This window comes from Geobacter anodireducens, from assembly GCA_001628815.1.
In the GTDB taxonomy this organism is placed as follows: domain Bacteria; phylum Desulfobacterota; class Desulfuromonadia; order Geobacterales; family Geobacteraceae; genus Geobacter; species Geobacter anodireducens.
The window spans coordinates 3,492,530-3,513,229 of sequence record CP014963.1; the positions used below are offsets into that span (position 1 = coordinate 3,492,530).

15 protein-coding genes, 1 tRNA gene and 4 pseudogenes are annotated in these 20,700 nt (G+C 61.9%); 8 read left to right on the top strand and 12 right to left on the bottom strand.

Going from position 1 to position 20,700, the window contains the following annotated elements; translation table 11 throughout:
- Positions 1-45 precede the first annotated feature (45 nt).
- The 3 genes and pseudogenes from A2G06_16070 to A2G06_16080 all read left to right on the top strand — a co-directional run bounded on the left by A2G06_16070 (position 46) and on the right by A2G06_16080 (position 2,255).
- On the top strand, positions 46-699 hold the full coding sequence (locus A2G06_16070; protein ID ANA41497.1) for an isoprenoid biosynthesis protein: 654 nt from the start codon (positions 46-48) through the stop codon (positions 697-699).
- Between the two features lie 51 nt (positions 700-750).
- Positions 751-1,353, top strand: a complete 603-nt coding sequence (locus A2G06_16075; GenBank protein ID ANA41498.1) for a hypothetical protein — start codon at positions 751-753, stop codon at positions 1,351-1,353.
- Positions 1,354-1,806: 453 nt separating this feature from the next.
- A pseudogene (locus A2G06_16080) lies at positions 1,807-2,255 on the top strand (hypothetical protein).
- Positions 2,256-2,325: 70 nt separating this feature from the next.
- Here the strand turns inward: A2G06_16080 and A2G06_16085 are convergent.
- From A2G06_16085 to A2G06_16120, 8 genes and pseudogenes are all read right to left on the bottom strand, one after another.
- The gene (locus tag A2G06_16085; GenBank protein ID ANA41499.1) at positions 2,326-3,579 is read right to left on the bottom strand and encodes an oxidoreductase; all 1,254 of its coding nucleotides are present in this window, start codon (positions 3,577-3,579) and stop codon (positions 2,326-2,328) included.
- A 2-nt stretch (positions 3,580-3,581) separates the two neighbouring features.
- Complete coding sequence (locus tag A2G06_16090) at positions 3,582-4,355, bottom strand: 4Fe-4S ferredoxin (GenBank protein ID ANA41500.1); 774 nt, start codon at positions 4,353-4,355, stop codon at positions 3,582-3,584.
- Positions 4,348-4,830 carry a cytochrome C gene (locus A2G06_16095; GenBank protein ANA41501.1) on the bottom strand — a complete coding sequence of 161 codons (483 nt, stop codon included), beginning with the start codon at positions 4,828-4,830 and terminating at the stop codon, positions 4,348-4,350. The genes A2G06_16090 and A2G06_16095 overlap by 8 nt, the downstream gene beginning before the upstream one ends.
- 98 nt (positions 4,831-4,928) lie before the next feature.
- Positions 4,929-5,576: a carbonic anhydrase gene (locus tag A2G06_16100; protein ANA41502.1), complete on the bottom strand. Its 648-nt coding sequence runs from the start codon at positions 5,574-5,576 to the stop codon at positions 4,929-4,931.
- Positions 5,557-6,267, bottom strand: a pseudogene (locus A2G06_16105) (alkyl hydroperoxide reductase). Before A2G06_16105 ends, A2G06_16100 begins: the two are co-directional and overlap by 20 nt.
- A gap of 66 nt (positions 6,268-6,333) precedes the next feature.
- On the bottom strand, positions 6,334-6,546 hold the full coding sequence (locus A2G06_16110) for a hypothetical protein (protein ANA41503.1): 213 nt from the start codon (positions 6,544-6,546) through the stop codon (positions 6,334-6,336).
- Between the two features lie 166 nt (positions 6,547-6,712).
- Positions 6,713-6,802, bottom strand: a tRNA-Ser gene (locus tag A2G06_16115).
- Between the two features lie 61 nt (positions 6,803-6,863).
- A complete protein-coding gene (locus tag A2G06_16120) occupies positions 6,864-7,403 on the bottom strand; it encodes a tRNA-specific adenosine deaminase (protein ID ANA41504.1) in 540 nt (179 codons plus the stop codon).
- 726 nt (positions 7,404-8,129) lie between these two features.
- Here A2G06_16120 and A2G06_16125 point away from each other — a divergent pair.
- A pseudogene (locus tag A2G06_16125) lies at positions 8,130-8,632 on the top strand (cysteine methyltransferase).
- A 398-nt stretch (positions 8,633-9,030) separates the two neighbouring features.
- Here A2G06_16125 and A2G06_16130 read toward each other — a convergent pair.
- Positions 9,031-10,674: a hypothetical protein gene (locus A2G06_16130; GenBank protein ANA41505.1), complete on the bottom strand. Its 1,644-nt coding sequence runs from the start codon at positions 10,672-10,674 to the stop codon at positions 9,031-9,033.
- Between the two features lie 580 nt (positions 10,675-11,254).
- On the opposite strand from A2G06_16130, the gene A2G06_16135 reads away from it, so the two are divergent.
- The 3 genes and pseudogenes from A2G06_16135 (at position 11,255) to A2G06_16145 (ending at position 14,832) form a co-directional block, all read left to right on the top strand.
- The gene (locus tag A2G06_16135) at positions 11,255-12,673 is read left to right on the top strand and encodes a B12-binding domain-containing radical SAM protein (protein ANA41722.1); all 1,419 of its coding nucleotides are present in this window, start codon (positions 11,255-11,257) and stop codon (positions 12,671-12,673) included.
- Between the two features lie 32 nt (positions 12,674-12,705).
- The gene (locus A2G06_16140) at positions 12,706-13,296 is read left to right on the top strand and encodes a lipid A 3-O-deacylase (GenBank protein ID ANA41723.1); all 591 of its coding nucleotides are present in this window, start codon (positions 12,706-12,708) and stop codon (positions 13,294-13,296) included.
- Between the two features lie 7 nt (positions 13,297-13,303).
- Positions 13,304-14,832, top strand: a pseudogene (locus A2G06_16145) (dioxygenase).
- A 14-nt stretch (positions 14,833-14,846) separates the two neighbouring features.
- Here the strand turns inward: A2G06_16145 and A2G06_16150 are convergent.
- Complete coding sequence (locus A2G06_16150) at positions 14,847-16,319, bottom strand: two-component system response regulator (protein ID ANA41506.1); 1,473 nt, start codon at positions 16,317-16,319, stop codon at positions 14,847-14,849.
- Complete coding sequence (locus A2G06_16155; protein ID ANA41507.1) at positions 16,316-18,640, bottom strand: histidine kinase; 2,325 nt, start codon at positions 18,638-18,640, stop codon at positions 16,316-16,318. Before A2G06_16155 ends, A2G06_16150 begins: the two co-directional genes overlap by 4 nt.
- A gap of 365 nt (positions 18,641-19,005) precedes the next feature.
- On the opposite strand from A2G06_16155, the gene A2G06_16160 reads away from it, so the two are divergent.
- Complete coding sequence (locus A2G06_16160; protein ID ANA41508.1) at positions 19,006-19,929, top strand: lipid A biosynthesis acyltransferase; 924 nt, start codon at positions 19,006-19,008, stop codon at positions 19,927-19,929.
- A gap of 68 nt (positions 19,930-19,997) precedes the next feature.
- Here A2G06_16160 and A2G06_16165 read toward each other — a convergent pair whose 3' ends face one another.
- A complete protein-coding gene (locus A2G06_16165) occupies positions 19,998-20,690 on the bottom strand; it encodes a Crp/Fnr family transcriptional regulator (protein ANA41509.1) in 693 nt (230 codons plus the stop codon).
- Positions 20,691-20,700 lie beyond the last annotated feature (10 nt).

Below are 20,700 nucleotides of genomic sequence, written 5' to 3' on the forward strand. Positions count from 1 at the left end.
ATCGTCCGGCATCATTACGATTCCACGACAACGAAGGAGGAGCCCATGAAAAAGATCGGTGTTGTTCTTTCCGGCTGCGGCGTCTATGACGGTAGCGAGATCCACGAGGCGGTCCTGACGCTCCTCGCCATCGACCGCAACGGTGCCGAGGCGGTCTGCATGGCCCCGGGCATGGAGTTTCGCGAGGTGAACCACCTCACCTCCCAGGAAACCGGCGCCACCCGCAACGCGCTTGTGGAGGCTGCGCGGATCGCCCGGGGCAAAATCAGGGACGTGAAGGATGTGTCGGCTGCGGAGCTCGATGCCGTTATCTTCCCCGGCGGTTACGGCGCGGCAAAAAACCTGTGCACCTTTGCCGAAAAAGGGGCGGCCGCCACCATCCACCCGGAGGTGGCCCGCCTCATCCGCGAGATGGCCGTGGCAAAAAAACCCATCGGCGCCATCTGCATCGCCCCGGCCCTCATCGCCGCCACCCTCGGCCGCGACTACAAGCCGAAGGTGACCATAGGCACCGATGCCGGCACCGCCGCCGCCATTGCGGCAACAGGCAGTGAGCACATATCCTGCCCGGTTGCCGAGTTCGTCATTGACCGGGAAAACAAAATCGTCACCACGCCCGCCTACATGCTCGCCAACCGCATCTCGGAAGCGGCGGAAGGGATCGAAAAGGCGGTCAAGGCCGTCGTGGAAATGGCCTGACAACTACCGACGCCAAACGGCGTCGCGATCACGACACGGAGGTTTCTCGACATGAAACGACTTATTGCCCTGCTCTGCCTGACTCTGACCGTCGCTGCCGGCAGCGGAACCGCTTTGGCGGAAAACATCAAAGGCCGCCTCGGGATCACCGGCAAGATCGGCTTTTACCTGCCCGGCGACAGCGACTTCGACAACTACAAACTGGAAACCGACGCCGGCTTCCTCGGCGGTGGCGGGCTGATCTACGGGGTGACGAACAACCTGGCGGCAGAGATCGACGTGACCCATACCAAGTTCGGTTCAGAGTTGGTGTCCGGCCTTGACCAGGGTGATTTCTCGATTACCAACATCGCCCTGGGAGTCCAGTACCGCTTCGATACCCCGCAGCCGAAGCTCTCTCCCTATGCAGGGGGAGGCATCGACATCCTCCTCAGCGATTACGATCGCCCGGGCGGGGCCGATGTGGACACCACCGTCGGCGTTCACCTCTGCGGCGGACTTGATTACTTTCTGACCAAGCACCTTGTCCTGAATGCCGAGGTAAGGGGGGTCGTGGCTCCCGAAGTGGACATCGACGCACCGGGGGGCAAATCGGGCAATTTTGACCCCAGCGGCGTTGCCGGCACCTTCGGTGTCAGACTCTTTTTCAACTGACGCGACGACATGCTCGTCACAAAATAAGAGGGGACGGCTACTGCCGTCCCCTCTTATTTTGTCCGGAACACCCCTTATGCTCCTCGCATTTTGTCCAACCTGCTCGCAGTAATGCGAAATTTCCGCCCCTCTCCCGATCCGACTGCCGGCACGCGTACCGTCCCCTCCCAACTTGATACAATGTGCAAACAATTTAGACACAATGCACCCATTGAAATCTGTAGTAAAATTATATACACGACTCCGGGATCCCGGAGCCGCAAGGAGATTCATCGGAGCACCCCGCAAAGACTGTTCGATGGCACGTTTTATGAATATTACCAAGACAGCCACGGCATTCCGGGCGAGGGGTAACCAACAATCGACAGTCAACCACCGGGGCAGGCCAACGCTCCGGTTTCCTGGCTACCCGGCATGCCCCGCAAGAATACGCCATACCCCGCGGGAGGGACCATGGACACTACAGTGATCGACGAAGCCATCGATAAATACGTGCACGAGCGGATGGAGAAGGGAAAAAAGAGCGCTGCGGAACGTTTCCTGTCCTATGCCTATCTCAAATATGCGGGGGACGAGGCGGGCGAGTTTCTGCGCAAGGTAAAGGGGCTGACCCGCTACTACGTCGACTTCCTGACCCTCATGGAGAACCCCTTCAAGGGGCCCGAGCTTGCTTGGTTTGCTCCATGGTCGTAATGGGAATCGTCTCGTGCGTCATGCTCAATGAAGAAGAAACCCGGTTGGCCGGTATTTTCATCCTGTCGGGGACCGTGGTGCACGCCTGGTCACTGCTCCGGATGGTTGCAAAGAAGTGGCGCGAGATCGGCGTGATGATCGCCATTTATCGCGAGATTATCGAGATTATCGAACGGGAGACATCATCGCTTCCCTCCTCTGCCCGATGATGCGGACATCCTGTTCTCTCCTTCTGGAGGGCGGCTCAAGGCCGCCCTTTTTTTCGCCCGGAGCGCATCGTCAGTGGTTCTCGTCTGACCCGAACACCGGGAAAATCCGGGAAAGAAGCCAGAACAGAGCAAAGGGCACCACCCCAACCGTCAGCGCTCCGAACAGCCCTTCCTTGAACGTCTCCAGATCATGGGGAACGATCGGCAGATGATAATGCATGAAGCCGGCAAATGAGGCGGAAAAGGCCTGACCGCCGATGACCACGTTCCACCGCATCATAAAGACGCCGAACAGTACCAGCAGCGTGCCCACGACCGCCCGGCGCACGGTGAGCCCGGGCAGGAGGAACAGAATGAATGGCACAAGGTTGCCGAGGCCATACTGGAACACGAAGATGGCGACAAAATCCTTGCCGTAGATGACGCTGCGCAGGATATCCCACGACTTGACCGCCGTGTAGCCCCGGAAGATGAGGTCCAGCAACTCCAGAGTGATGGCCAGAATGAGGAACATGATGAGATACCGGGAGGTCATCCTCACCACGTTGGCTTCCACCCCTCCCAGTTCCGCCGGGGTCGGCAGTCCCGGGTTGTCCCTTCGCCGCCAGACCGCGACGGACTTGCGCAGCTCCATGGTGGCAATGTAGGTCAGGATACAGAGCGCGATCCCCGACACCACGGCGGAGCAGATGAAAATGACCGGCATGAGCGGAGTCATCCAGAGGGCGTTGGCCTTCACGGAGCCGAAGATGAATCCCGCGTAGCCGTGAAGGAAGCAGGCCACGGGAATGCCCACTGCCGCCAATATCTTAACGGCCTTTTCATCCTGCTCCAGGGCATGGTGGCTCACGTCCCAGGCACCCAGCACCAGCACCGAATAGAGGCGCATCCGGATGGTTTCCGCCCGGGTGCGCTCCCGTTGTTCCTTCAGTTGTCGGGCCGTGACGGCGAAATACCCCCGGTAGACGAACCAGAGTTCCGAGGCGACGATCATCCCGTAGGTGAGGAAGACGATGCCGAAAGCGGCGATGGCCGACGTGAAGTGCGGCGTCATGAGGACATGATGGTTGCGTAGCGGCTGTTGCAGGTGCAGCAGAAGCGGCAGGGGCGCGCAGGGGAGGAGCGCGAAGGAAAAGACGAGCGAAAAGCGGGCAATGTCCTTCAACTGCTTGACCCCGAACACATGGTAGAGTGACGAGAGCACGAAGGCGCCGGCCACAAGGCCGGTCAGGAACGGGTACATGACGATCTGGATGGTCCAGTAGATGTACTCGTTGGGATAGACGAACAGCTCCTTGACGGTCCATGCCTCCCCGTGCACCATGGCTAGCGTACCTCCCTGGAGAGCCCCACATAGTAGACCTGAGGCTTGGTTCCGTACTCCTCTTTGAGGATACCGACCCGCCCGGTCATGATGGTCCTGGTGATCGGGTCATTGGGGTCGCGAAGATTGCCGATCCGGCGGGCTCCGAACGGACAGGCGTCGACGCACGCCGACGTCATCCCCCGGGAGATCCGGTGGTAACAGAAGGTGCACTTCTCCGCCACCTTGTACACGGGGTGGAAGAAACGGACCCCATACGGACAGCCCATGATGCAGTAGCCGCAGCCGATGCACCATGAGCGGTCCACGAGCACGACACCGTCGGCGGTCTTGTAGGTGGCCCCCACGGGGCAGACCTGGACGCAGGGCGGGTTGTCGCACTGATTGCAGAGCTTGGGGACAAAAAAGGCCTTTTCCACATCTTCGTCCCCCACGTCCCGGAGTTTTCCCGTACCGACCTCGATTCTCCTGTCGGTGAAACCGTCGCGGGCCCCGCGGGGCGAATCGATGAGAACCTCCCCATCCCTTTTCACCACGTAACGCTCGACCCACGTGCGGGTCACGTTGGCTTCATAGGGGATATCGTTCTCCACCTTGCACGCCTTGACACAGAAACCGCACCCCACGCATTTGTAGGTATCAACCAGAAAGGCCCAGCGCAACTCCGGCCGTGCCGCCAGCAGCCTTTCCGGGTCGACCAGCTCAAGGACCGCCGCCGGCGCCGCCAGTCCCGCAACGACCACCATGCTCCGCCTCAGAAACTCACGTCTATTCATGGCGCTTCAACTCCTCCAGATTGGGGTGGTGGGGATCGTGACAGAGCCGGCATTCGGCCTGGGAGTTGTGCGTATCGGGATCAATGCCGCGAATCTGCGATCTGCCGCTGGACGGCGTCACGAGCTTTGCGTGGCAGCGGAGGCACAGCCGGCGGCTGTGGTCGATGGTCAGGGTCGGCGGGTCCTTGGGGTGCCCCAGGGCAGGCCCGTGACAATCCTCGCAGGGAATGACGCCATGGGGAGAGCGATCGATACCGGCGACCTTGGCAGCATGACACCCGGCACAGTAGGCCTTGGTCCGGTACTTGACGGAGACCTGCTTCCACTCGTTTTCGTTCCCCTTGCGGTGCCAGCCGTACATGTACCCTTGCTCATGCACCCCGAAATCATCCGGCACCAGGAAGCTGCGCGCCAGGAGCAAGGCGCCGGCAACGCCGAGCGCAACATAGAGGGGACGCCAGACATGACTCTTCACGCAACCTCCTCTCCAACCATACCGCCACTCTTCCGGCGATGCCGGCAGCCGGGACAGCGCTTCCTCGGTGGGAACGGCAAGACGCCTTTGCGACGCGCCTACGGGAGTGGACAATACTCCGCGGCCCGGGGCGAAGCTGACCCCCCCTCCCCGGACTGTTCAGTGGACAGAATCTTGATTTCGCCGCTCTCCATGTCGTAAATCCAGCCATGGATGCTCAGTCTGCCCTGGCGCATGGCAGTACGGACAAAGGGATATTCGCGCAGGTGTTCCAACTGGAGGCGGACATTTTCCTCCACGATGAGCTTCATGCGCTGTTCAGGAGCGAGTCCGACATGGAGCGCCCGGATCCTTTCGTCGACCCGTTCCTTGGCCTTGTAGGCATTGATGAGCCAGATGGGGATGTACTTGTCGTCAGCCCGCTCCTCGTCCAGGGCCTGAATGCCGCCGCAGCCGTAGTGGCCGCAGATCACGATATCGGGGATGCACAGATGGTTGATCGAGAATTCGAGCACCGCCGAAAGGTTCCAGTCATTGACCGACACCACGTTCCCCACGTTACGGTGGACAAAGACTTCTCCCGCCTTGGTCTGGGTGATGGTGTTGACCGGCACCCGCGAGTCGGAGCAACCGATCCAGAGGACTGTCGGGTGCTGCCCCCGGGCAAGGGTCGCAAAGGCCTCGCGCTCCCTTTCGAAGACCTCGGCAACGAAGCGCCGATTCCCCTCAAGAAGCCTGGTTATCATCGCGCCCTCTCCCCTGGCGGATCCGCTCCAGCACGTCGAGTATCGTCGCCGGTTCGAGGCGCCGGGTGTAATCGGCATCCACGAAGGAATGCCGGATGGTCATGGTCCCATCAATGACGAACGTGCCGGGGAGCGGCAACTCCCAGGATTCGTCGCCGTTGTAATCGGCAAGGTTCACTCCGAACCCGAGGTAGATGCGACGCATTTCTTCGCCCAGCGGATACACGAGACCAAAACTACGGGCGACTGCATTGCTCACGTCGCTCAACACCTCGTACTGTAAAAAATTCTTGAGTAACGTCGCCTGAGACCTGTCCGGAGTCTGGGGTGAAATGGCCAGGAGTTCGCCCCCCAACTCCCGAATCCGCGGCAATACGGCTTGATAGGCCCGCAACTGCAGGCTGCAGTACGGTCACCACGCCCCCCGGTAAAACGTCACCACCGCCGCCGCCTTTGCCGTCACCTCGGAGAGGCGGATCTTTTGGCCCACCGCATTGGGCAGGGTGAAGTCCTGCGCCCGATCGCCAACCGCTGCAGCATGCTCTACTATCCCCGACAGCACCAGTTCGGTGACAGCGCGTTGAATCACTGCCGCATGCTCGGCAGGCGCTCCGGCGAGGTAGTTTTCCCTCAGGATGTCGAGCTCCTTCTGCAGTTCGTAGACAGGCCGTTGCTCATCGCTCACCACCATACCCTCCCCTGGAGGCAAAAAGACCGGAACCCGCACAAGGCGGGCACCGGTCCCCATGCTGTACGTTCAGGCAGCCCGGTGCAGGCTGTTCTCCATACGCCGTCGCTCGGGACCCGGATACCCCCTGCCCATGCTCCGTCTGAGCGGATCCCGTCCCACCACTGCCCAGCCGTCGGAACGGAGGAAGGCAACGACCCTGTCATCATCCAGATACTCCTGAAGTCGCCATGCTTTGAGCATATCATAGGTGTCGTTCGCATATCGGACCCTGATGAGCATTGGTAGCACCTCCCGCAAGGGAATTTGCCGGTCCGGACGGATAGTTCCTGAAAGTTTAGCAATCGGGCTGCAACTGTCAATGTATCTGCATTGGCCGCCTTGAGGTAATCATGCTGTTACTGCAAAGAAAAAGGGGCAGGCCGTTCACCGGCTGCCCCTTTTGGTATGGCGGAGAGATAGGGATTCGAACCCTAGGTACCGCAAGCGGTACAACAGATTTCGAGTCTGCCGCCTTCGACCACTCGGCCATCTCTCCGTAAGCATTGCTGGATCCTACATGGAATGCGGGTCGTTTATATCTCATTTACAAAAAAAACTCAAGGCTCTGGTGGCACCTTCCTTTCATCGGTGAAAAGCACAGGGGTGGTCTTGGTTTTTTTCCTGCGGCGAAGGTCACGGAAGAAATCACTCAACATCGTTGCGCATTCTTCCCGGCAGACGCCGGGGGTCAACCTTACCTGATGATTCAAGCGCGGGTCCGACGAGAGATCATAAAGAGACCCGGCGGCGCCGCCCTTGGGGTCATAACAGCCGAAAACGACCCGTTCGAGCCGGGCGAGGATAATGGCCCCCATGCACATGAGGCACGGCTCCAGCGTCACGTACAGAGTTGCGCCCGTCAGACGCCAGTTTGCCGACCTGCGGGCAGCCTGCCGGATGGCGATCATTTCGGCATGGGCGGAGGGATCGTTGCTACCCTCGCGGAGGTTGTACCCCCTGCCAATCACCGCACCGTTGCGCACGATAACGGCCCCGATAGGAACTTCGTCACGGGCCGAGGCCTTTGCGGCCTCCCGAATTGCCTTTTCCATCCAATAGGCATCGTCACGAACGGGCTTTTTTTTCAATGAAGGCATTACCCTATTACCATGCGCCCGGCCAGTCTCCTGGCGGGAGTGCCCGACTGGCTCCGGATGAAAAAAGGGGCCAGGCAATCTGCCTAGCCCCTTTAACATATCGCTCCAATTGACAATTAAAACTTTGGGCAGCAAATTACCACTTATAGTTAACGTTGACAAGGGAAATAACCCGCTCCTACTGGGTAGCCAGCCGGCCTGACAACCACAACGCGCGCCGATGATAGCGTGAAAGTGCCGCTTTAACATTTACACAGGCACTCTGTAGCCTGCCCTGGCATCTAACTGTTACAGCAAAGATCCTTGCTGCTTCTATGGTACAAATCGATAATAGCCGACACCGTCATCAAGCCGCTTTTATACCGGTGACGTTGTAACGACGCCTGAGATAGTGCAAATCTCTCATATGTCTTCTTGTGCCATTTACACCTATCAATTGCCTAATGCTCATAGGGCTCGCCTTGATACAAAATTATTAATATTTAACCCAGAACAAAAGCATGAATAAATAGAAATGCTTGTTGCATGGGATCCGACTTAATAAATCTGGGGCCTGACCAAAAAGAGGAATCCGGCTGTTATAATGATTAGAATTGCTGTGTACCTTGGAGGACTGTTGATGGAATCTAAAAGCCTAAAGGCAAACAGTAGTAAAGCAGAGGCGTTCGCGGCCTGCGTTGCAACAGGTAGTAAAGTTACCGGCCACGGATTTAAGGAGGCGCCACGATGAAACGGTACTGCACCATCCGGACACCCCTGGGCGACATGGTGGCCCTGGCGGAGGGGGACCACCTGAGGGGGCTCTGGTTCACGGATCAAAAGTACGTGCCTGAGGATGCCGGAGATCGGGTGTATGACCCGGATCATCCCCTTTTTGTGGAACTACGTCGGCAACTTGATGCCTATTTCGCCGGCCGGCTGCGGGAGTTCAACCTCCCGCTGGCTCCCGAGGGGACCCCGTTTCAGATGGCGGTCTGGAAACTTTTACGCACCATCCCCCGGGGAACGACCACCACCTACGGCGCCCTGGCCATCCGCATGGCCCAAGGCAGGGAAGGGCGCGCCACCTCGGCCCGGGCGGTGGGGAGCGCCGTGGGCCGGAACCCCATCGATATCATCATCCTTGCCACCGGGTGGTGGGGGCGGACGGTTCCCTTACCGGCTATGCGGGTGGGCTCGATCGCAAGGCGGCTCTGCTGAGCCTGGAAAAGGTGAAGGTTTCCGGCTAATCCGGGCCTTTTCCCGGGGGGGGGGCGTTTCGGTCCGGACCATCTCCGGCGCGGCAACGGCCCTGTAGCCGCCGGGAATCTCGAACTGCCCCGGCGGAACCGGCCCCGGGACGACCTGTTCCCAGGAAACGACCGCACCACGTTCATCCTCCCACCGTAGCGGAACCGGCAGCGGCGGGACCGCCTCCCAGAGGTATCCCTTGAAGGTGGTGCCGTTCTGGATTATCTCCGCGGCGCATTTCACGGCATCCCGCCCGTCCAGCCGCTCCTTTCCCAGTTCGGTGCGGGTGATCCGCAGGGCGGGATCGAAAAAGAGAGGGATGTCTCTCCGCAGGTCGCTCAGGGGTATTTCCCGATAGGTGGCAAGCGTGGGCGCCCCACTGCAGAGGGGTACCGGACTACCTTCTGACCACGGTCGAAGCGGTCTTCAGGTTGTTGGCGCCGTTGATGTCCTTGTCGCTGGTCACTTTCGCTTCCCACGTGACCGTGGTCCCGTAGGAGGGAGCGGTCCAGACGAAGCTGTAGACCGCAGCACTGTTATCGGCCGGCGTTGTGATGGTCTGGGAGAAGTTGCCCACGACTCCACCCCTGGAATCCTTGCCCACCAGGGTCAGGCTGCCGGAGGCAACGCCCACCGGCAGGTTGTCCACCGTAACCTTCAGGATTTGGACAGAATTTTTGCTCGCTCTGGTCGGTATGGACACAGCAGTGACGGCAAGATCGATCGACGGCACCACCACGCCGTCGGGATCCTCATAGGTGACCAGCAGTTGGGCGCTGCGGACCACGGTCGGCTTGCCCACCTCGCCCTTGATGTAGAGCATCAGGTCCAGGTCCCGGGTGAGGGGGCAGTCTTCCATGGAATAACCGTCAAACGGATCGTAGTTGCCGAAGATGTCGGTATGCTCGTCCAGGAAATTGTGCCAGTTTTTCGAATCCGCCAGGACCGGCAGTCCGGTAACGGGATCCTTGATGCTCAGCAGGTCGATGGTTGTCGTGGTGGGGGTACCCACCTTGTACTGGGGGATTTCCACCCCCGGCAGGTCCTGGCCGAACTTGCTGGACTTGAGGCGATAGCGGGGGTTGGGCCCGCCAAAGGGGTCGCGGTCAAGGGTCGTATACCAGGCATTGGTGTACTCGAAAAGCCCGGTGGCCGGATTGAACGCCTTGAGCACCGTGCCGGCGGGCAGCGGTTCGAGGTCGCCCCCCTCCTGGGAATCGACCGCAGACACCCAGGTGCCGGCGGGGAGCCCGGAGCATGCCGCCGGTGCCAGGGCCGGCGCGGTGGGGCAGGTGGTGTATTGGGGCAGGATGCCGGTGGCATTCTCGTTTTCGAAATCCTCGGGGCGGATCTGGTCGTTGGGGCTGTTGGTGATGTCGTGATCAACCACGAGCTTGGCCGAGGTGACCTTGTAGTTGGCTCCGGCCACCTTCCACGTGTCCGGCAACGGCAACGCGGCATAGATGTAGACCGGGGTCGGCTCCTGGTTGTAGTTTCCCCAGAAGTACAGGTACTTGCCATCATCTTTCATGCGTTTATTGTAGTCGATCCCTTCCTGGAGAGGATTCGGATCGGCAGGGTCGCGCATGAGGTGGTCCATGACCACATACTTCTCGGTGGCTGCCTTGGCCTTGAGAGCACCGAGCCCCTTCGCCCATTCGCCGCCGATGGGCCCGGTCTTCCAGTTGCCGGTTTCGTTGTTCTGGACCTTGATGCCGATGACCTTGCCGGTACCGTCCAGGATGTCGGCGACGCGACCGTCGTCATACACGCCGTCACGGGGTTTGGGCTTGAGCGCCGAGGGGTCGAAGTCCTTCACGTACCAGCCGTAGACCGAATCGATGCCGTAGTAGGTGAGCCCTCCCTCCACCACGGGATTGCCGAGACAGGTGGAGCCGATGATGCCCCGGCCGCACTGGATGTCTTCCTTTTTGAACACGTGAGTTGTGGTGTGGCTGACGGACACGGCGTGGGCCGCGCCGGCGGCGAACAGCATGCCAATGGTCATGGCGGATACGTGTGCGATGTTCTTGTGTTTCATTCCCTTTCTCCTCCTGTGAAGTTCGTTCTGTTCCGGTTGAAACGCTCTCCGGCCAAGCCGGAACAGATATCGTGCCCGCAGTAGTGCGGAACGGGCATCTCTCCTTTCCATCGGGTAGCCGACGCCCCATGCGGGCCGTTCGCCTCCCTCATGCGCACCAAAGGGTTACGCGACGATCAACAAGCGTGCCCATGCACAGCAATGCATTAAACGCTACCAAGCATCTTGCGTTCCAATACGGCCAAGATTATCTTTTATACATAAATGCAATCTAATTGTCCAAAAATATTCATTTCCTTATAGACAATCATTGCATTATCGCGTGATGCTGGATTATGCATAACTACGCCGTATAACCGTGCAGCCCGATCCATGAACGGGCAGAAACCATTGTTTTGGCATGAAATACAAACCGTTGGGCAACAACCGCCCCATGACCGCCACGTCCGCCTTTTCAAGCGGACGACGACGAACACGTTCCCGCCCTGCCGCAGAGAGCTGTTGACAGAGGCCTGACTGCTCTCTACTCTTGAATGTACGAAACAACCTGACCGACGCCGACCGGCGTCCCGAGGACCACGTGCGCATCCTCTTCGTTCACCCCCACGGCAGCAACTGGATGGGTGCCGGCAACGACATCACCGCCATCTTCAACCTCATGCCCCCCCTGGGAATGTTGAGCATCGCCGCGTTTCTGGAGGCGCGGGGCATGGAGGTGGAGATCATCGACTGTTACGGCACCGGCCACCGGGGACAGGGCCTGGTGGATGAGATCGTCCGCCGGCGACCCGACGCGGTCGGGTTTTCCTGTACCACCTCGTCGTTTCTCGAAGGGTACGCCCTGGCCGAAGGGCTCAAGGAGAGGCTCCCGGACACCCCGGTGATCTTCGGCGGCGCCCATGCCTGTTCGGTGGGGGTGAGCCTCCTGGACCGGTTCCCGGCCATCGACTACCTGGTCCTGGGCGAAGGGGAACAGACCCTGTACGAACTTGCTGCCGCAAGTTTTCGCAACGTGGAGAAAATTCCCGGCGTCGGCTACCGCCGTGACGGCGTCGGCACCCTCTCTGCGGCCCGGGAGCTCATCGCCGACCTTGACACCCTCCCCTTCCCGGCCTACCACCGGCTTCCGGACTTCCCCCGGCGCTATGCCCTGCCCCTGTTCAGCTACCCCAAGGCCCCCAACACCAGTGTCATTTCGAGCCGCGGATGTCCCTACCAGTGCTCCTACTGCGACCGATCGGTCTTCAGCCGGGGCTTCCGCTTCAACTCGCCCGAGTACATCGTGGAGCACCTGGCCTACCTCAACCGGGACTTCGGCATTCGCCACGTCTTTTTCTACGACGATCTTTTCACCGCCGACCGGGGCCGCGTGGCCCGCTTCTGCCAGTTGAAGGAGGCACGGCGGCTGCCGGTGACCTACAACTGCATCGCCCGCCTCGAACATGTGGATGCCGAGCTGCTGGCGCTGCTGAAACGCTCCGGCTGCTGGCAGGTGAATTTCGGGATCGAGTCCGGCGACCCGGAGGTGATCAAAAAGCACCGGAAGTACTACGGGCTCGACGAGGTGCAGACCAAGCTGGCCATGGTGCGCCGGGCCGGGATGCGGGTGAAGGGGCTGTTCATGCTGGGGCTGCCGGGCGAGTCGGAGGAATCCATCCGCCGGACCATCGATTATGCTTTGATGCTGCCCCTGGACGAGATAAACGTGACCAAATTCACCCCTTTCCCCGGCGCGCCCATCTACCGGGACATCCGGGCACAGGGGGAGTTCGACGAGAACTGGCCCCTCATGAACTGCATGAATTTCGTCTTCGTGCCTACGGGGATGAGCCGGGACCAGTTGGAGGGGCTCTACAACGAATTCATCCGGCGCTTTTACCGCCGGACCCGCATCCACTGGGGATACACGCAGATGCTCTGGAAGTCTCCCGGCAGCATCCTCAGATTCCTGCGCCACCTGCCGGAGATCCTTGCCTTCGAGATGAAGCAGAGATGGTGAGAGCGCCGCGGCACGAAGCCGGCGAGGTGTCCATGAAACGTTATGCGATGATCCTGCTCCTTTTGGCAGGCCAGATGCTTTCGGCAGGTGCCGGGCATGGGGAAGAGCCGGCTGTGCGGACCGCATCCGGCGAGTTCACCATCCTGGGGGGCTATGGTATCACCCACAGGGGGTTCGGCGCCACCCGCACCCAGGTGGAGACGGTGGATGCCATCCTGCGCTACGGACACTTCCTCTCGGGAGAGCTGGGCATCGGCCATTGGTTCCAGGGGCGCCACGAGCTGCTGGTGGAAGTGCCGCTCCACCTGACCCTGGACCCGCGCGTACGAACCATGACCGGCGGCTACCTCCTGGGCAGCTGGAAATTCACCGCCCTTGAGGGGCTGGCCCCCTACGTCTTCGCCGGCGGCGGCGTCCTCTACAACGACCTGGGACTCGACACCCAGGGGACGCGGCTCAATTTTTCCTATCAGGGGGGAACGGGGCTCCAGTGGTTCGTGCGGCCGGACACCGCCCTGGGGGTCGAGTACCGCTATCATCACGTCTCCAACGCCGGCACCGCCGAACCCAATGAGCCTCTGAATTCGAGCAAGTTTCTGCTGGGGGTGTCGGTCTACCGGTAGGTACGCCATGGACAGAAGGAACTTTTTCAAAACCGCCGGGCTGGCCGGCATCGCCCTGGGGCTCGCCGGCTGCGCCCGGAGCCTCCCCTTTGGCCGGGACGTCTTCCCCGACTTCGGCGACGATGCCCGCCCCTACCTGGGGCTTGCCACGTCGCTGCGGGAAGAGCACGACTACGGAGCCCGGGTAGAGGGGACCATCCCCGCGGGGCTGCGGGGCACCCTCTACCGCAACGGACCGGCCCTCTTCGACCGGGGGGGGATGCGCAAGCGGACCCTCCTGGACGGGGACGGCATGGTGCAGGCGTTCCGCTTCGGCGATGGCGGGGTCAGGTATGCGAACCGCTTCGTGCGAACCCGCAAATTCGTTGAAGAGGAGGCTGCCGGCCGTTTCCTCCATCCCACCTGGAGCACCCAGGCCCCCGGCGGGATATGGGCCAACGTCTGGCCCACGGAGCGCCTCCTGAGCCAGGCCGGGATCACGGTCTTTCCCTGGCGGGGACGGCTTTACGCCTTCGACGAATCATCTTTCCCCTACGAACTGGACCCGGACACCCTGGAAACCGTAGGCGAAACCACCTTCGGCCTGCCGCGCGACCTCACCATCTACTCGGCCCACGGCAAGTTCGACCCGGTCACGGGAGAATGGCTCCACTTCGGCATCCGCTACGGCCCCCGCACCTTTGTCCACCTGACCAGCTTCAACGCGGACGGCACCCTCCGCCGCCACCGGGCCCTGGAGCTTCCCCGGACGATCTACATGCACGACTGGTTCGTGACCGAGCGTCACGTGGTGTTCCACCTCCACCCCGTTGAAATCGCGTACTGGCCCTTCCTGCTCGGCATCCGGAGCATGGCCGAATCCCTCCGCTGGCGCCCCGAACAGGGAACGATCCTCATGGTGGTGGAGCGGGACGGCGAGGCGCCGCCACGCCTGGTGGAAACCGAGGCATGCTATCTCTGGCACACCTTCAACGCGTGGGAAGAACGGGGGGGAATCACTGCCGACTTCGTGGGGTACCGCAACCCGGATCATTTTATCAGCAACGATCCGGTCATCACTGCGGTCATGCTGGGACGGCGGGGAACCTACTCCTATCCCGGCGAGGTCATGCGCTACCGGATCGAGCCGACCAGGGGAACGGTCGCCCGCGAGGTGCTCCATCAGGGGAGCTGCGAGTGGCCCCGCATCGACGAGCGGCTCCGTTGCCGCCCCCACCGCACGGGTACATGCTCCGCTGCCTGCCCGGCGAATTCTTCTGGTCCATCGTCATGGGGCTCGACCCGGTTACCGGCCGCACCGGCGAGTACAGCTTCGGCCGGGGCGTCTACTGCACCGAGCCGGTCTTCGCGCCGCGGCCCGGCACTCCTGCGGGCGGCCCCGGCTGGCTCCTGGTCGAGATCTATGACAGCCATACCCGCACCAGCTCCCTGGCCATCCTTGACGCCGACAGGATCGCCGACGGCCCCCTGGCCCTTGTCCGGCTCACCCATCACGTCCCCTTCAGTTACCACGGCTGGTGGCAACCGGCTTCATAGCACCACCTGCCGGTTCAATGGGCGGGAAAGAACTGCAGCACCCGCTCCCGCCCGCTCCCTGCGGCACGTACGGGGGAAACGGGAGTGGCGTCGGGAAACTGCTTCAGCCGCTTGGCAAGGGCCTGCCGGGTTATGCCGAGCATGGCCGCCGCCAGGGTCTGGTTGCCCCGGGCGCGCCGGACCGCCTCCATGACCAGCCTGTGCCTGCCCTCCTCAAGGGTCGGCAGCCGCTCGGGGAAAATGATCTCCGTATCGGGTGCCGGGGACGGCAGGTCAGTGCTGTAACCGATCTTCTCCTTGAAGCTGTCCAGGGACAGGACATGGGAGCGATGGCGGCTCACCGCATCGTAGATCATGGCCCGCAATTCGCGGATGTTCCCCGGGAAAGAGTAGATGGACAGGAGCGTGGCCAGCTCACGGGGTGGCGTGGGGCTGCGTTTTCCCAGAGCCTCGGCGGCCTCTGAGAGAAAATGATCGATAAGCAGCGGCAGATCCTCGAACCGCTCCCGCAGGGGTGGTATCTGGACCTGGTGGGCGTTGAGGCGATAGTAGAGGTCCTTGCGGAACCCGTTTGAACCGCTCTTGCCGCTCAGGTCGTGATTGGTGGCGAACACGAGCTTGGCCCGCAGCTTGCGGGGCGTGTCCGAACCGATGGGAAAGAACTCTCCCTCCTGGAGCAGCCGGAGCAGCTTCACCTGGGAGACGTGGCTCAGGTCCCCGATTTCGTCCAGAAAGAGGGTACCGCCGGCAGCCTCCTCGATCATGCCACGCCGGTCGCGCTCGGCGCCGGTGAACGCGCCGCGGGCGTGCCCGAACAGGGTGTCGGCAAAGATTGTATCGTCGAGCCCCGCCGCGTTCACCGCCACCCAGGGCCCACCTGGGCAGCGGATGCGGTGAACGGCGCGGGCGATGAGCTCCTTGCCGACCCCGCTTTCGCCGGTGATCAGGATCGGCTCGCTGCTCTGGGCCACGGCCTCGCAGTACTGGAACACGGCCCGCATCTTCTTGCTGGCGGTCATGATTTCCGCAAAGGCATCCGGATGGGCCAGGTGGTCATCCAGGAACCGCGCCTTGAGGCTGCGGTTTTCGTTGCGCATCTCCTGCATGGAGAACGCCCGCTGGATGCCGGTGATGAGGCGCTCCTTCTCAACGGTCTTCACGTAGTAATCGAAGGCGCCCAACTGCATGCAGCGCACAGCCGTTTCCACCTGGTTCAGTCCGCTCAGGACGATCACCGGGATGTCAGGGTATTCCTGGCCGATCATCTGCAGCAACTCTGTGCCGGAAAAATAGGGCATGGTCAGGTCGAGCAGGATCAGGCTCACCTCGGTCCCGCGCAGGATAGCCATCACCTGTCTGCTGTCGGAGCATCTGATGATGTTATCGATGCCGGTGGCCTCCCGCAGCGTGAGTGACAGGCTGCGCAGCCACGCAGCCTCATCGTCCACCAGCAGGATGGGCGTGGGGGGATACTTTTCCGGACTCATGCGGCAATGACCTCCTTTTCGGCAGGCAGGGACAGGGTAGCCGTTGTCCCGGCTCCCGGGGCGGACTGGAATTCGAGCGTTCCGCCATAGCTTCTGACGATGCGCATGCAGATGGACAGGCCGAGACCCGTGCCGCCGGTTTCGCGCTTTGTGGTGAAGAACGGATCGGTGATGCGGGGAAGGACCTCCGGGGGAATCCCCTGCCCCTCGTCGCGCACCTGAACCGTGCAGACCCCACGGAGAGGGTCATAGCCGGTGCTGACGGTGATCCCGTTCGTTTTGTCCTGGAGGGACTGGCAGGCGTTCATGATCAGGTTGACCACCACCTGTTCGATCCGCTGGATGCTTCCCTCGAAGGAAGGGAGGCCGGGGGCCAGCTCCAGCACGAAATGGTCGGTGGCATTCTTGATGGCATTGCCCGCCAGGCGGACCGAGGCCCGGACCGCCTCGTTCAGGTCCACAGGCTCGCACTGGTCGGCGCCGTCGCCGCGGGCGAAGTCCTTGAGGTCATCCACGATCCGCTTGATGCGGCCCGCGCCCTCCTCCATCTCCGTCAGCAGGAGCGGCAGCTCCTCGCGCATTTCCGACCAGGGGATCCCCCCGATCGCCAGCTCGCTCTGCCGGTCAACGCGATCCAGCAGCAGGGGGATTGCTTCCCGGCACACCTTTTTGACCAGGTCCACGTTGAGCAGGATCACCGCATTGGGGTTGTTGATCTCGTGGGCCACGCCGGCGGCCAGCTCGCCCAGCGATGCGAGCCGGCTCGTCCTGACCGTTTCCTCCAGCAGGCGGACCTTGTCGGAGATGTCGCTGGCCAGCATGATGACGTGGCTCACCATCTCCGATCCCTCCCTGACCGGGAATGCCTTCACCTCAAGGGTCCTGCCGTCGGGCGTGGTGATGGTGGATTCCTCGTTCTCGCCCGACTCGAATGCCCTCACCGCCGGGCAGTTATCGCAGAGGGTGGTGCGGTTGTAGAGCATCTCGCAGCAGTATTCGCCGGGCACGGTCCGCAGAGGCGCGCCAAAGGGTTCGCCGGCCACCTTGTTGGACCAGACCACCTTCATGTCGTGGGAAATCAGGGTGAGACTGTCGGGGATGCCGTCCAGGATGATCCCGAACTGCCGGGATAGCTGCCGGTAGTTCTGCTCGCTCTGGCGCAGCCTGCGCTCGGCCCGGCGCCGGAGCAGGATGCTCCAGGTGAGCAGCAGGGTGATGCTCAGGGAGCCGAGCAGAATCGCGACGGCCCAGAGAAACTGGGACTTGGTCAGGTTGTAGAACGGCTTGGGCCCGTTGACCAGGATGTGCTTCGGCGGCAGGCGCCGGGGAGATATGCCCAGCCGCTGCAGTTCCTCGTAGTCAAAGATGGGAACGGAGCTGGCCGATTGCACCACAGGAATGTCGGCCACCGGCTCACCATGGAGCACCCGCAGTGCCGCCCGCGCGGCAAGCCGCCCCTGCTCGCGCACATCCACGAACGGCCCCCCCACGGTCCCCTCGCCGAGAAAGACGTTCCAGAAGCTGTAGAGGGGAAGGCCCGCCTGCCGCAGCAGGCCTGTCTGCTCATGGAACGAGAGGAGATTTCCCGAGCGGTCGCGGATCGACCCGTTGATGAGGATTAGGGTGCCGCGCGCCGGAGACTGCAGCCGCTCAATGATTGACTCGGCCGACAGGTCGTTCCAGAAATCGAACGTCACCCGTCCCGCGAATGCCTGGCTTACCGCCATGAGGCGCTGGGCATTGAGGCGGTCCGTGAGCTCCCGGGTGCCGCCGATGACGATCATTCCGGTCGTGCCGGGATGAAGCGCCAGGGCCTGCCTGATGACCCCCGCACAATCGGGATCGGCCCTGACGCCCGTATGCCGGTCAGAGGCGGTGGGGAGCGGATCGGGGCCGACGGTTGCGCAGGATACGATGGGCGCACCGCGGAACAGGTCACGGCGGTTGGCGAGAGCGTAGTCGAGCGCCTCGTTGCCGGATGCGATCACCAGGTTGAACGACCGTTGCCGCAGCTTATGGTGCAACACCGCGTCAAACATGCGGGAAACCTGGGCGGACTGCCGGTGACGCTTCACGTCGAGATATTCCACATCCATGTGAATCCGCTCGAAGGAATTCGACAGCACATCCTGGATTCCCGCCATGACCTGATCAGCCCACGGATAGCCGGGGTGATAGGAATGGAGCACCAGGATGTGGTTGGCCGCCCGCGCCTCGTAATCGGCGCGTGCCGGAGCGGGATACGCCCCAACGAGCATAACCACCGGCCATAGGCGCGCCAGCGCACAAACGAAACAACGTCGTCGGATCAATCGAAACATAACGCTCTCTTGACAAAAACAACATCGTTAAATCACTGTATTCAATCTAACAAAAACTGTTTATTAGCACTTTCTATTCCACACGGTGATCGGCCTCTCTGTTTCTTTCACCATAACCATACATATCAATTAATAAACGTATCTCCTCCCTCTCCACCGCTGCCCGGCAGGATACCCCCCGCAGAGCGGGAAAACGTGAAATAGCGGCGCCGCATACCGCTCCAGGCGCCAGACCCATTTGATTTCCGGGTGTTAACGTCCTTCTGCTCTTTAGCGTACACTAATGCCATTTCGCAACAGAGGACAGCCCTGTAGCCGCATGATTTTGGTTGGTCCCGGGGGATGGGTATGATATGAGATAGGCCGTGAACACGACTCTCCCATTACGCAAACGTCTCAAGTGGCACCTGGGCGTCTTGGCGGCCATCGTCGCGACCCTGCCGGTACTGCTGCTTCCCGCGCCGGCCGCCGTGGCCCTCGGAGGAGCGGCCGGCGCTCTCGCCTTCCGGCTCCTGGGCAAGGTGCGCCGGAACACCATCGCGAACATCAGAAACGCGCTCCCCGCACTCCAGGCCATGGAAGGGTGGGATCCGGCTGCGGGAACGCCGGAGGAGATCGCCCGGCGCACCTTCGTCAACCTGGGGCGGACCGCCGTGGAGATCATCAAGCTCTGCTACGGCCAGGGACAGGGCCTGGTGGAGAGGACGGAACTGCGGGGAATGGAGCACTACCTGCGGGCAAAGGAGCGGGGCAAGGGGGTCATCTTCATCACGGGGCATTGCGACAACTGGGAGATCGTGGCCCACGCCTTCGGCACCCATTCCGACGGCATGGCCGTGGTGGCCCGCCGCCAGAAATACGAGCCGCTGACAAAGCTGCTGGAGCGGCTGCGCAACCGGCACGGCAACAGTATCATCTATGCCGACGGCGCGGCACGGCAGATCTTTTTCCGCTTGAGGAAGAACGGGGCCATCGGCCTGCTCATGGACCAGGCAGTCCATCCCGGCGAGGGTGAGTTGGTGGAGTTTCTCGGAAGAAAGGCATGGACCACCACCATGCCGGCCCTGCTGGCGGCCAAGACCGGCGCGGCCCTGGTCCCCGGATTCGGGAGGCGGGAGGGGAATCGTCACGTGCTGGAATTCTTCCCCGAGATAGCACCCGACCCCGCCGGCGATCCCATCGCCACCACCAGGCTCCTCAACCGCGCCATCGAGGCGTACATCGTCCGCTACCCGGACCAGTGGCTCTGGGTCTATAACCGCTGGAAGCGGGTACCAACGGAACAGTAGCCGCCCCGTATCCCCGGCGGCAATCCCGCGAGCTAATGGATGGCACAGCCGGGGTGCGGCGGCTCAGATCAGGCCGGGCGCCTCCCGGCAGCGGCCTTCAGCTTTTCCATGTCGAAGATCACCACGCGGCTCCCGTCCACCTCGATGAGCCCCTCCTCCTTCAGCTTGCGGAACGAACGGGACAGGGTCTCGCTCACCGTGCCCAGGCGTGACGCCAGCTCCCCCTTTTTCATGTCCAGATCCAGGTAGGTCGTTCCCTGGAACGAGGTGGACTTGCGCTCGGCCAGCTCCACCAGGTGGGCGGCCAGGCGCGCCGGCACCTCCGCGAAGGTGAGTTCCTCGATCTGCCGGGCAAAGCGGCGCAGCATCAGAGACAGCGACACGATCAGGTTCAGGGAGAAGCGCGGATTGCGCTCCAGCAGCCCCATGAAGCCCTCGCGCGGGAAGAAGATCGCCTCCCCCTTCTCCACGGCCCGGGCCTCGGCCGGGTACTTGCCGTCGCCGAAGAAAGCAGCCTCGGCAAAGGTTTCGCCGGGATGAACGAAGTGGAGGACCTTCTCCTTGCCGTCGGGCGAGACCTTGCAGAGCTTCATGCTCCCCTGGGCCAGGAGGTAAAAACCGTTTGCCGGCTCCCCTTCGGCAAAGACGGTTTCCCCCCGGGCAAAGGGGCGGCGGGCTGCAATGACCGCCACTTCGGCCAGGTGGTTCTCGTCCAGGCCGGAAAAGAGAAGCGATTTCCTGAGGATGTCCCTGATGTCCATGAAATGTCCT